This is a genomic window from Halovenus salina, from assembly GCF_026410925.1.
GTDB lineage: Archaea > Halobacteriota > Halobacteria > Halobacteriales > Haloarculaceae > Halovenus > Halovenus salina.
Genome location: NZ_CP112972.1, coordinates 2,413,858 through 2,425,984 on the forward strand (window position 1 = coordinate 2,413,858; position 12,127 = coordinate 2,425,984).

Sequence of the window (12,127 nt, forward strand, 5' to 3'; positions counted from 1 at the left end):
GAAAGTGAAGGGTGGCGCATAATGAGTAGACATCGTCGAATTAGATGGCCTACGAAAACAGGTCTTCTATGTGCTTTCTGAGGGAATCGAATGCCTCATCGGCGGCTGGGATACTCGTAGCACCCGTTATGATGACCTTCCCAGATCCGAATACCAGTAACACGCAGTCGTGATCGCTTGGTCGGAATACCAGCCCAGGGAATTGCTCAGGCTCGTATTCTGTAACCTCCAAACCTAGACCGATAGCCAGAGCAGAGAGGTTCAGATTCTCCCCGACCTGGGACATACACACGTAATTCTGCACCCGGAACCATTCATCCTCAGCAGAAGGCAGAATCCCGTGGTCAGTGAGGATGTTTAGGAAATCCTCTCGCGTGGTGTGAGCCTCTTCCTCCGAACTCGCACCAGTAACGATGTACTTGCCAGTACGATAGAGGGTAATGAGTGGTGCAGAATCTCCAAATCGAAAATACGCACCGGGGTAGTTGTCCGGGTCGTAGTCTACGATATCGTCTAAGTCGCCAGCAATAGCTTCAAGATCAAGTTCCACACCGAGAGAGCCAGAAGCGACGACATTGACGACCTCTACCATCTTATAATCTCTCTGCCTCAGACTATGTTAATACCTTCAGTTAAACCCTGTAATGTCTCTCGCTAGTCTCAGTAGAGGGAACGGGAACATATATTCGACAGCGTGGGTGATGTGTTAGTAACAACTTGGCGCACAGCATGGAGATTGTCAGCACGATGGGGAGTGGCTCACTCGGGAGAGAAATGGACTTACAGACCCTTGTATCCGAGTTGGAGGGCCACCTCGGTGAGATCGTTGACGCGAATTTTCACGGCACCGCGATGGTTACTGTCCGTCTGGAAGAAAACGGACCGGCATACACTATCTATCGTACAGGCACGTTCCAGATACGTGGCGCTGAGACCGAAGAGCTGCTAACGGAATCATTCCGTCGATTCGAAGAAGTGCTTCGTGAGATAGGCGTCGATGCCTCCGAGACCGAATTCAGGCAAGTGACCTCAGTGTTCATGGAGGACCTCGGCCGTGTGGTCAATTTGGAAGCCCTCACTATCGCGCTTGGGCTTGAACATACGGAATACGAGCCCGAGCAGTTCCCCGGTCTCATCTATCGTCCACATCAGTTCGAAGTCACCCTCTTGATTTTCGCAACCGGGAAGATCATCATCGGCGGTACGACTGACCGTGAGCATGCTAAATCCGCAATTCAGCATCTCCAAGAAGAGCTCTCGTTCCTCGATACAGCCTGACTGCGATGGGGAAGTAAGCAAAAATTGAAGTTTCCAACCTCCCGTGATTGGTGTATGGCTATTAATGGCGACGACGGGAAATTCGAGAAAAGCCTCTGGCAATCTGCCGAGGGGCTACGCGGGCCCGTCGAATCTGCTGAGTACAAGCACATCGTTCTCGGTCTCCTTTTCGAGAAGTACATGTCAGACGCGTTCGAGCAGCGCCGCGAGGAACTTCGAGAGCTGACGTACGACGAGGATTCGATGTACTACTGCGGAGATGACGACGAAGAGCGCCAGTTCATTCTGGAAGACAAGGACGCATACCACGGTGAGAACGTCTTTTACGTTCCCGAAGAGGCTCGGTGGGAATTCCTCATCGACAACGCGACCGACCCTGACATTGGCGCAAAGATCGACGACGCGATGCGGGCCATTGAGGACGAAAACCCCGATCGCCTCGATGGGATGCTCCCGAAACGATATTCGAGGATTCCACAGGACACACTAGAGGGACTACTCAATGAATTCGCCGAACTCGACCTCGGAAACGGTAAAGACACTCAGGACGAGGACGTCTTCGGGCGCGTCTACGAATACTTCATCAAGGAATTTGCCAGACAAGAGGGGCACCGTGGCGGCGAGTTCTACACGCCGAAACACGTAGTCGAACTGCTGGTTGAGATCTTGGAGCCGTTTGAGGGACGGATTTTCGACCCGTTCTGTGGCTCCGGTGGGATGTTTGTTCAGAGTCACAAGTTCCTAAAGCGAAAAGGTGGGGACGAAAGCCAGGTGTCCATCTTTGGGCAGGAAGTCAACGACGCAACCTGGCGTATCTGTAAGATGAACCTCTATCTTCGAGGTATTGACGGGAACATCCAGCTTGGGGACAGCATCCGGAGCGACCGGTTCCCCAACCTCCGTGCGGACAAAATCATCACGAACCCGCCGTTCAACATGAGCGAGTGGGGGAAAGATACTGTTTCGGAGGATGACTCACGGTTCGAGTACGGGATGCCGCCCTCGAACAACGCGAACTTCGCCTTCATCCAGCACATGATCTCCCATCTAGACGACGACGGGATGGCGGGTACAGTCATGGCGAATGGGTCAATGTCTGTTCAGGGTCAAGAGGGTGAGATTCGAAAAGAAATCATCGAAGAGGATCTCCTGGATGCCGTAATAGCTCTCCCGGGTGAACTGTTCTACACTACCTCCATCCCGGTCTGCCTCTGGATTATTAGCAAGGGGAAGGACTCGGACAGCTACCGGAACCGAACGAACGAGACACTGTTCATCAACGCAAAAGACCTCTACGAATCGATTGATCGTACGCAGAATCGTCTAACAGAAGAGCATATTCAGACGATCGCGGACACTGTACGAGCATATCGCGGTGAAGACAGTGTGGACGATTATCAGGACGAGACCGGGTACTGTAAGGTGGCCACGACGGATGAAATCGCGGATAACGACTACATGGTGACTCCCGGTCGATATGTGGGAATCGATAGAGATACTAGTAGCGAGGTTCCGTACGAAGTGAAAATGGAGGAGCTGTCCGCCGAACTCCGTGAGCAGTTCCAACGGTCGAACGAACTGCAAGAGGACATCGAAGCGAACCTTGAGGAGTTGGGATTCTAATGTCAGAGGAAGAACTTGGATCCGTGGTTGAGAAGGTGAAGACTGCCGAGGTGAGCGATGAATACGGCCCGGGAAACGAACGCTGGGAAATGCGCCCGCTTTCCGAGCTTATGGAACCCGTCCTGGGCAAGACTCCGAAGCGAAGTGAGGACGAATATTGGGGCGGGGATATCCAATGGGCCAGCGCGAAGGACATCTCACAGTCAGAGACGCGGCACGTCTACGACACCGCAGAAAACATGACAGAGGCGGGGAAAGAGGCTAGCAACGCCCCAATCCTTCCTGCAGGTACTGTAGTCGTTATTGCCCGCGGTGCGACCATGGGTCGTGTCGCGCAATTAGGGGAGCCTATGACGTTCAACCAGACCTGCTATGGTCTGGACACTAATGATGAGCTACTGGACGATTATCTCTATTATGCGTGGCAGTACGTGTTTGGGCAGGTTCAGGCAGTCTCGTACGGAACTGTCTTTGACACAATTACTATGAAGTCATTTGATGATATTGAGATCCCCGTTCCTTCCTTAGAAATACAAAAATCGATTGCAGAGTGGCTCGGTGCAATTGATGATAAAATAGAATCAAATGTTCATGAATCAGAAGAGTTGGAAGAAGTTGCAGATGAGATTTATCGTGGTCTGTTCGAAGAGTATGTCGGCTACAAAAGTCTAACCGGTTCTACAGTTGGGAAAATTCCCGAAGACTTCCGTGTAGGGGAAATTAATGATCTCCTTTCTTTGGAATATGGGGATGGGCTGCCACAGCGAGAAAGAGAGGGGGAAGAATACCCGGTGTATGGGTCCAGTGGAGTTACTGGCAGACATAATGAGTCGCTGATAGAGGGACCAGGAATCATTGTGGGTCGAAAGGGAACAATAGGTACTGTGATGCTAGAAATGGACGACTTTTGGCCGATCGATACTGCCTTCTACGTTAGCCCCGAAGAAGATGATGAACTCTTATATCTATACCATCTTTTGAAAAACACTCCTCTATCTCATCTGGGATCTGACTCTGCTGTCCCAGGGCTGAACCGGAACGTTGCACATGATCAAGAGATTGCCATCCCCCCAAGGCAGACGCGCCTAACTTTTGTGGAAAAGGTACAGCCGTTCCATAAGAAAAAGAATCACCTTGCAAGCCAGACTCGAACCCTAAAGTCGATTCGTGATCTTATCCTCCCCCAATTTCTTAGTGGGAAGATCACACCCAGCACGTAAAGACCCAAGTTGCTATGCTTCGTTGACCAATTCAAATGGGTCTCGATGAACTGGAACTGGCCGAAAAGCCAGCTATTGAGATTTTTCGAGATCTTGGTTATGACTACGCGTCCTCCACTGAGTTAAGCACTTCACGGCCGACGACGAGTGAAGTCGTACTTAAAGATCGTCTTAGGGACCAAGTCAAGTTAATTAACCCAGATCTGCCGGAAGACGCCCGAGAAGAAGCAATTCGCCACCTAACGAGCACACAATCTCCAAATCTGCTGGAAGATAACCAGGAACTCCATCAACAGTTGGTCGATGGAGTTCAAGTCGAATATGAACAAGACGGTGAGCAAGTCGGCCGCTTCGTACAGCCAATTGACTTTGAGAATCCAGAGAACAATGACTGGCTCGTCACCACACAGTTCACTGTCCAAGTTGGGGACAATCCCCGACGGAAGCCTGACTTAGTCGTCTTCTTAAACGGCCTCCCTATTGGTGTCCTCGAATTCAAGAACCCGACTGATCCGAAGGCGACGCTGGAAAACGCGTATGACCAAGTCAATAGTCGCTATCGGAACGATATCTCTCCACTCTTCCGCTATAACGAAGTGATCGGGCTGGCGGACCTGAATGAGTCCCGCATTGGCTGCCTTGACGCTGGTTGGCAGTGGTACCGCCCTTGGCGATACATCGAGCAGGAGGGAGATGGACGCGAGGATTTGCCCGGACAAGAAGTCCTTCTTCGAGGGGTGTTCGACAAAGAACGCCTCTTAGACCTAATTGAGAACTTCATCGTCTTCAGCGAGGTAGACGGTCAGCCAGTGAAAATGCTGGCAGGGTACCACCAGTTCTACGGCGTTAGAGAAGCCGTGAAAAGCGCAAAAGAGACCCAAGGAGACGACCTGGGCCGTATCGGCGTCTACTGGCATACCCAGGGCTCCGGGAAATCGCTCTCAATGGTTTACTTCGTCCGGAAGATCCGTCGGAGCAGTGACTTCGGCAACCCGACGTTCGTCGTTGTTACGGACCGGAACGAGCTGGATGAGCAGATCACGCACACGTTCAGTGATGCCGGGTACAACGTGAGTTGGGCTGATACCATTCCTGACCTGCGGGACAAACTGGATCGCCAAGCTGGCGGTCTAATATTCACTACGATACAGAAATTCCAGACGCAAAAAGACGAACGTGAGCATCCGGTCGTCAACGAGCGTGAGGATGTGATCGTGATGGCAGACGAAGCCCATCGTTCACAGACGAAAGAGCTGGGAGAAAATCTGCGAGATGCACTCCCGAATGCCTCTTTCATCGGCTTCACTGCGACCCCGATTCACGATGGCGATAACGCTACCCGGATGACTTTCGGGGAGTATGTCAGTCAGTACACTATCGACCGTTCAGAGGAAGACGGTTCTACCGTCCCTATTTACTACGAATCCCGGTTCGCAAAACTCCAGCTCAACAAGGAGGCGATCAGCGAGTCAGTACGAGAGTTGCTCGACTCTGGTGATGAAGATCTGGAGAATCAACTCGTGGAGAAGTGGACGACCCTCCGTCGGATCATCGAGACCGCTGACGACCGTCTAGAAAAGATTGCGGGCGACATCGTAGACCATTACAACGACCGTGAAATCGAGGGAAAGGCAATGGTCGTGTCCATTAGCCGTAAGGCTGCGGTGAAATACAAACGCTACATCGAACAGCAGCCAGATTCCCCCGAAGTTGGCGTAGTCATCTCAGAGCCGGAAGAATACATCGACGATCCGCCAAACGAAGGGAAACTCAAACGGCGGTTCAAAGATCCAGACGATCCGCTCAAAGTCATCGTTGTCTGCGATAAGTGGACGACTGGATTCGATTGCCCACCGCTGCATACTCTTTACATCGACCGGCCGATGAAGAACCACAATCTCCTACAGACCATAGGGAGAGTGAATCGAGTCTATAAGGACAAGCCAGGAGGGCTCGTGGTTGACTATATCGGCATTGCAGAGGACCTGCGCCAAGCCCTGGACAAGTACACATCCGACATCCAGGAAATGGCGATGGTCGATGTCGAAACCGCCGTCGAGGTGATGAAACAGAAGCACTACAAGGTTTCTCGATATCTCTCACGAGTCGATTACGAGGGCTGGCAGGAACTCAGTGAGCTCGAACTGTCTCGGCTGATCCACCGCGCGGAGAGTGAGGTTATCGCTACCGAAGAGAAGCAAGAGGAGTTCATGCAGGCTGTCGCGGAACTCAAGCGAGCCTTTGCGTTGGTGACTCCGCACAACGCAGCTAGTGAAATCCGTTCTGATCTGCTCTTCTTCGAGGCAGTCAGAGACAGCCTCCGATCCTTAGAGAGCGACGGCACCTCCAGAGACGATGAACTGGACTCAGCAATGAAGAAATTGATTGCGGAGGGAGTCACTGCTGACGACGTCGTATCTGTCGCCGGCTTCGAGAAATGGAAATCGGAGGAACCGATTGTCAGCGATGAGTTCCTCTCGGATGTTGAGCGTGTAGAGCAACCGGAACTTCAAGTGAAGATGCTTGAAAAGTTGCTTCGGAACGAGATCTCGACCCGCAAGCAACAGAACCTTGCCAAGTACGAGTCCTTCGAGGAGGAACTGGAGGAGACGCTTAACGAATATAACAATCAGTTCCTGACGACTGAGGAAGTGATTGAGGAACTTCGGAATTACGCGGATGAACTTCAGCAAGAGGACCGTCGGAAAGAACGGTTAGGGCTTTCCGCCGAAGAATTGGCGTTTTACGACGCGATAGCCACGAATACGGAAACAGAAATCGACGACGAACTGCTCCAAGAGATAGCTCAAGAGGTGTGCGAGATGTTGAAGCAGAATGTGAATATCGATTGGACGAACCGGAAGGCGATGCGGTCTAAATTAAAAACGAGAGTAAAAGGCCTACTTCGGAAGAATGGACTCTCCCATAGTGACTACCAACCTCTTGTAGAACCGATCGTACATCAAGCTGAAGCACTCTACGGAGACGTATCCGCGGAGACTCACTCTTAGATATTCATTCTGACAATGGCGCAATTCTCGAAGGGAGATCACGTCCGGATTGATATTCCTGATGAGACAGATCTCGATCATCAGGAGTACCATGGGGAACACGGACAGGTCGTTGCAGTACTAAGTGATGATGCAGATTCGTTGACTGCTGACGAGCGGGATGCGCTACTGTATCGGGTCGCGTTTGACTCGGGTGGGACTGCTGATTTCCGGTGGCGTGACTTGCGGCCACCCCTCGACGATTCACCTAACGCATAATTGGCGGCAGCTCTCTGTCTCCTTCACGGTAGTCGTCCGGGGAAAGGATCATCACTTGGCCCTGTCACAATTGCTGTATGCCTCCGGATCGCCTCCGTAGTATTGTCCCGATGTTTGGGGGTGGGACGCGCTACGTTGAGACGTTGGATGCGGTGCTTGAGTTCGTGTCTGATCATCGGCCGACGACGGATGAACTGGTGGGCTGGCATCGCGGTTCGTTTTCGAATGTGTCGAGTCGGGACTCGATTATGCGACGGGTCGCGTATCTGGAGCAGGCAGAGTTTGTACGACAGGAGAATGATCACTGGGTGCTCGGGGATGCTGGTCGGGAGTATGTGCAGCAGTACGACGTGGGGACGCTGCTGCGAATTATGTGTGAGCGGAATGTTGGGCTTCGGAGTTTGCTGTACGCGTTGTCCGCTGGACCGATGTCGATTCCGGAGATCAGTGCGCAGCAGTTGGATACGCATCCGGAGTTAGGGTGGAGTCGCGGGGAGACGGACATGGCGAAGCAGCGGGCGAATTGGCTTCGGAGTATGGGCTTCGTTGAGAAGCGCGGCGGCGAGTACGCGTTAACTGATGCCGGCCTTCAGTTCGTCGAGAGTGCGGTAGAGGAGTGGAGTGACTCGGATTGGACTCCGTCGGTTAGCGATGCTGGGATGCGTGCTGGGACGTACGACGCGACTGTTCACGCCCGCTCAGTGGATCCGGAGTTCCGTGCGACGGTACTGTCCCGTCACGACCGGACGTGTCCGATTTCCGGCGTGGATCACCCTGGCCTGTTGGACGTAGCGCACGTCCTTTCGTGGAGTGACTATCCCGATCACCGGGCTGACCTCTCGAATGTGCTGGCGCTCAGTAAGACGCATCACGCGGCGTTCGACAGGGAGCTGTTCACTATTGATCAGAACTACCGGTTGCGCGTGAATCCGGAGTTTGAAACACAGAGTGACGTGCTCCAAGAGACGATTCTTGACCGTGCAGGGGAGCGAATCTCGATCCCGGAAAAGAGCTTGAAGCCGAAGTATGTCGCGCAGCACAACGCAGCGCTTGAGTGGGTGTGAAAACAGGGTTTGAGAGACGCTCAGACTATCGACATCACCGAACGCGAAAGATTGTGTAGCCTCGACGAAAGAGGAGTTACTCAGTACCAGAAGTTTTCGCCACTGTTCTCGAACGACGAAACATCGTCCAGGTCTTGGAGGCGTTGAACAGCTTCGTCGCGTCGGATGTCGTAGACCTCCATCACTTCTGGTGTAGCTACAGGACCGTGCTCATCAACAAAGCCCTGTAGTTCCTGCGGCTTCTGCTCGTCTATCCCTTGGAACGTGAATTGGGTCTTGAGGTCCGAGTACCGGACACGGCCATTCTTCGGAACTGGATTACCCTGGACTTCCATCAACGTGAACGGAAGCTCTCCACGCTCCCCGGCTTCTACCTCCACCTCGTCCAGATCCTTCTCGAACTGCTCTAAGTCCAGACCCAGATCTGAGGCCAACTCGATCAGTATTTCCCGGTCGTTGATATCGCGGCCAGCCGCAACACCGTGCCGCCACAACGTCCTGATGTACTCCATACCTCGGTACTGCTGGAGAGCTGCCTCGAACGCTCGGTTGACCAGTTCCGTGGACTCCGGCGGGTCCTCATCCCAGAACGAAGGATCGACTGGCATTTCCAGTTCCTCGCTGCACTCTACCCACTGTTGTTTCGCTTGCTCCGGGTCGATCTCTCGGACAGGAGCTGGTTTGTAGAAGAGTTCGATCTCTTCACCGTAGCACTCCTCGACGTGTTTCATCACCGGTTGGACACCCCAGGACAGCGCACTCAGGGCATCGACTTCCTGGACCACAACCATCGTCTCATCTTCCTCCTCATCTTCGTCTTCATCCTCTTCCTCGTCGGCATCCTCTTCTTCCGCGTCTTCCTCCGTCTCGGGTTCCTCGATGTCGTCTTCCAGCTCTATATCCGACTCTTCGACATCTGGCGATTCCGGCTGATTCTCTTCTTCTTCCTCTTCTTCACACTCTTCGTCGTCCGAGTCATCGCCATCTCCGGAATCCTCACCCTCGGGCGGCTCAGTAACCGCACCGCCGCCGGCACCTGAAGCAGCAGTACCGGAAGCACCAGCACCACCTGCACCTGCAGTACCAGCGGCACCGGCAGCGCCAGCCGCAGCAGCGGCTTTACCACCGCCTGAATCCTCTCCAGAACCGTCACCTTCGCCATCACCAGTGTAATCGTCTACACCGGTTTGCGTATGGTCGTCTGTCGATTCGTCGTCCTGCGAATCATCATCGTCTGACGAATCGTAATCGCCGCCACTGTATGAACCCATGAATACGAACATCTTTCAGTTGTCCTCCTTCGTGCCGCCGAACTCGTTTACAGGCCTCTGTTCTTGACCATCGTTGACCGTCAGTTTGGCCTCCCGTCCCTCCTGGAACGCCGGCCACAGACGTTGCGAAAGCCCGCTCTCAGTAGAGCATGCGTCCGTCCATTGTCGAAGTCCAGTTGCTCCACGCACTCGCGGAGCGAAATCCAACAGGTCGTCCTCCGCGAGCCGTCCAATCAGGAAAACATTCTCCATATCGATGGCGGCAATGGAGTTCCTAACGTGGCTCCGGAGGACGTTGATTGCGTTACCAGCGTCACCTCCAGTGTACTGAACGGCGTAGAACGCGAACTCATCGTAGTCGAACTCCTCGAACAACTCGCGGTACTCTAGGAAGTGTTCGTACGTCCAGCCCTTGTTCGTCGGGAGCAACCGGACATCCAAGTTCTCCTCAATAACTAGTTCCTGCAGCGTTCTAACGTGGCCGGTGTAGGCTTCAAGAGCGTTTTCTTGAATCTCGTCTTCCATCCAGTTGTAGCTGTAGACCACGTCCGGGACGTAGATCGCGGGTTGCGCTATCGCCAGCACGTCTAAAACATCCTGCAAGGTACGTGCATTCACAGCCTCATCATATTCCGTACCGAGGATCACTGGGATATGCCACGGCTCTAAAACCTGGCTCAGGTCACCGTCCCGCTCGATGGCCTCCTTGGCGTCAGTGAAATTGACAACCACGTACTCGATTTCCTGATTGCCATCAAGCCACTCCTCAAACTCTTCGTCCGGAAGTTCGATGCGAGGATGAACACCTCTAATCGGCTCGTAGATGCGGTGAGAATTAACCGCCTCGTGCAGTGTTTGCTGGCCTCTACCGAGTTCTTGGGATTCAGCGTGCGAGCTCAAACTTTCTCTCCTCGTCTCCGGTTGTGCTTTCAGATGGGAGACACGACCTACTACGACTTTCACCCCCATATAACTATCGCCGGTCAAACGCCGTCTAGGCCGCCCTAGACCGGTAATACCGGCAGATCCGAAAGCGCCCTGCTATTAAAACAGATTCTCAATGGGCATCTAATACTCTGAAATTCGACTAGGTGACATTCAAGCAGTCCCGGTGTGAATGCGTTGCTACGATGGATGAATCGGCGGTGTTCGGGCACGTCATCGATGAACTCGAAACACGTGACTACCAGCCACTCGTCCATGTCCCCAGTGCACACGAAGACACGTACGCGAATGTCCTGGATCGGTGTGAAACCCATCAGATCACGATTGGTGGGCGGTATCCGGATGTGCTGGGGTTCACGCATGCTGATCGCGTGTTTGCTGTTGAGGTGAAGGGGTCGAGTGGACTACTCCGCGGGATCGGGCAGGCGCTTACGTACCAGCAGGGCGCGCACGTCTCGTACCTCGCGGCGGCGGACGACACGGTTGGGCAACATACTGATTTGCTCCGGTCGAAGGGTGTTGGTGTGATTGGTGCGACGGATGATGGCGTGACGCGGTGGTCGGGCCCGCCGACCTCGGAGTCGCACGAACAGGTCGTTGATATTGAGGGGCAGTTGTCGGTTCGACTGCGTCGCAGTGACATTGCTGGTGATATTGCGAGTCTTTCGCTTGCTCAACCGCTGAATTATCTCGCGCCGGTCGTCGCGGTTGATCAGCATGGGCCGTTGGCTGGCGATGAGTTGGTGGATGTGATCGAAGCTGAGTACGGGTTCGGTGCGGGCACTCAGGCCCGGCGGAGTGCGCTGTCGCTCGGACTGTTGGAGGGTACTGGTCGATTCACGCTGACTGACCAGGGGGAACTCGCGGCGACGGTGCTCCGCGGGTCCGGGATTTCGACGCTCGAAGAGCTTGATGCGGTCAAGAGTGATGTCGGCCGATCAACGGTCGTCGCGGAACATCAGCCGCTCGCCATTCTGCTGCGGAACTGCTACGAGCGACACCCCGAATTCCGGCTGTTACTTGATGCGTTGCGGAAAGAAGGCCCGCGGATTCACTTTCCCGACTTGATTCGCCGGTTGGTTCACGAGTATCCGAACGTCTTCCTGAACACGTTCTGCACGCGATCGGGGCGTACACGGGCGCGGGAACTGATCGAGGCTGGACAGGTATCTCGAATCTACGAGGAGGAAGCCGTCTGGAAGGACATCATCCGCACCAACGTGTTATTCAATTTCGTGCAGCAGCTCAAGCATATCGGTGTGCTTGCCGCGGAGACACGCAGTCACAGCGGGAAGATCAGCGAGTACGACTCTGATGCGAAGCCGTGGGTGTTGCGAGACGACCGGTGACGTAGTGAGGGAACTTAGAAATAGTCCGCACTTCGCTCCACGCGTGTCCTGCTGAGCGAGAAGTCGTGATCGCTGCACGTCAAGCGGACGAGGGTTTATACCTTGCAG

General features: G+C 53.8%; 10 protein-coding genes. 7 read left to right on the top strand and 3 right to left on the bottom strand.

The features are described from left to right. Window positions 1-49: 49 nt before the first annotated feature. On the bottom strand, window positions 50-592 hold the full coding sequence (locus OSC37_RS12100) for a TATA-box-binding protein (protein ID WP_267161703.1): 543 nt from the start codon (window positions 590-592) through the stop codon (window positions 50-52). A 137-nt stretch (window positions 593-729) separates the two neighbouring features. Between OSC37_RS12100 and OSC37_RS12105 the strand changes: the two genes are divergently transcribed. The 6 genes from OSC37_RS12105 to OSC37_RS12125 all read left to right on the top strand — a co-directional run bounded on the left by OSC37_RS12105 (window position 730) and on the right by OSC37_RS12125 (window position 8,454). After that, complete coding sequence (locus tag OSC37_RS12105; RefSeq protein ID WP_267161704.1) at window positions 730-1,278, top strand: TATA-box-binding protein; 549 nt, start codon at window positions 730-732, stop codon at window positions 1,276-1,278. Window positions 1,279-1,332: 54 nt separating this feature from the next. Next, entirely contained in the window at window positions 1,333-2,901 is a 1,569-nt protein-coding gene (locus OSC37_RS12110) for a type I restriction-modification system subunit M (protein WP_267161705.1), read from the top strand. Further along, entirely contained in the window at window positions 2,901-4,121 is a 1,221-nt protein-coding gene (locus tag OSC37_RS12115; RefSeq protein ID WP_267161706.1) for a restriction endonuclease subunit S, read from the top strand. Before OSC37_RS12110 ends, OSC37_RS12115 begins: the two co-directional genes overlap by 1 nt. Before the next feature lie 35 nt (window positions 4,122-4,156). Beyond that, window positions 4,157-7,132, top strand: a complete 2,976-nt coding sequence (locus OSC37_RS12120) for a type I restriction endonuclease subunit R (RefSeq protein ID WP_267161707.1) — start codon at window positions 4,157-4,159, stop codon at window positions 7,130-7,132. A 15-nt stretch (window positions 7,133-7,147) separates the two neighbouring features. Continuing rightward, entirely contained in the window at window positions 7,148-7,390 is a 243-nt protein-coding gene (locus OSC37_RS19005) for a DUF8139 family protein (protein ID WP_368409464.1), read from the top strand. A gap of 77 nt (window positions 7,391-7,467) precedes the next feature. Then, window positions 7,468-8,454, top strand: a complete 987-nt coding sequence (locus OSC37_RS12125; RefSeq protein ID WP_267161708.1) for an HNH endonuclease — start codon at window positions 7,468-7,470, stop codon at window positions 8,452-8,454. An 80-nt stretch (window positions 8,455-8,534) separates the two neighbouring features. Here the strand turns inward: OSC37_RS12125 and OSC37_RS12130 are convergent, their stop codons facing one another. After that, window positions 8,535-9,725 (bottom strand): DsbA family protein, encoded by a 1,191-nt coding sequence (locus OSC37_RS12130; RefSeq protein WP_267161709.1) that lies wholly within the window; start codon window positions 9,723-9,725, stop codon window positions 8,535-8,537. A gap of 15 nt (window positions 9,726-9,740) precedes the next feature. Beyond that, the gene (locus OSC37_RS12135) at window positions 9,741-10,625 is read right to left on the bottom strand and encodes a hypothetical protein (protein WP_267161710.1); all 885 of its coding nucleotides are present in this window, start codon (window positions 10,623-10,625) and stop codon (window positions 9,741-9,743) included. Between the two features lie 230 nt (window positions 10,626-10,855). Between OSC37_RS12135 and OSC37_RS12140 the strand changes: the two genes are divergently transcribed. Continuing rightward, window positions 10,856-12,019 carry a hypothetical protein gene (locus OSC37_RS12140; protein WP_267161711.1) on the top strand — a complete coding sequence of 388 codons (1,164 nt, stop codon included), beginning with the start codon at window positions 10,856-10,858 and terminating at the stop codon, window positions 12,017-12,019. The last annotated feature ends 108 nt before the right edge of the window (window positions 12,020-12,127 follow it).

Coding starts and splice junctions, on each gene's coding strand:
- OSC37_RS12115 (WP_267161706.1), top strand. CDS start 2,901: ATGTCAGAGGAAGAACTTGGATCCGTGGTTGAGAAGGTGAAGACTGCC.
- OSC37_RS12110 (WP_267161705.1), top strand. CDS start 1,333: ATGGCTATTAATGGCGACGACGGGAAATTCGAGAAAAGCCTCTGGCAA.
- OSC37_RS19005 (WP_368409464.1), top strand. CDS start 7,148: ATGGCGCAATTCTCGAAGGGAGATCACGTCCGGATTGATATTCCTGAT.
- OSC37_RS12140 (WP_267161711.1), top strand. CDS start 10,856: ATGGATGAATCGGCGGTGTTCGGGCACGTCATCGATGAACTCGAAACA.
- OSC37_RS12120 (WP_267161707.1), top strand. CDS start 4,157: ATGGGTCTCGATGAACTGGAACTGGCCGAAAAGCCAGCTATTGAGATT.
- OSC37_RS12125 (WP_267161708.1), top strand. CDS start 7,468: ATGCCTCCGGATCGCCTCCGTAGTATTGTCCCGATGTTTGGGGGTGGG.
- OSC37_RS12100 (WP_267161703.1), bottom strand. CDS start 592: ATGGTAGAGGTCGTCAATGTCGTCGCTTCTGGCTCTCTCGGTGTGGAA.
- OSC37_RS12130 (WP_267161709.1), bottom strand. CDS start 9,725: ATGGGTTCATACAGTGGCGGCGATTACGATTCGTCAGACGATGATGAT.
- OSC37_RS12105 (WP_267161704.1), top strand. CDS start 730: ATGGAGATTGTCAGCACGATGGGGAGTGGCTCACTCGGGAGAGAAATG.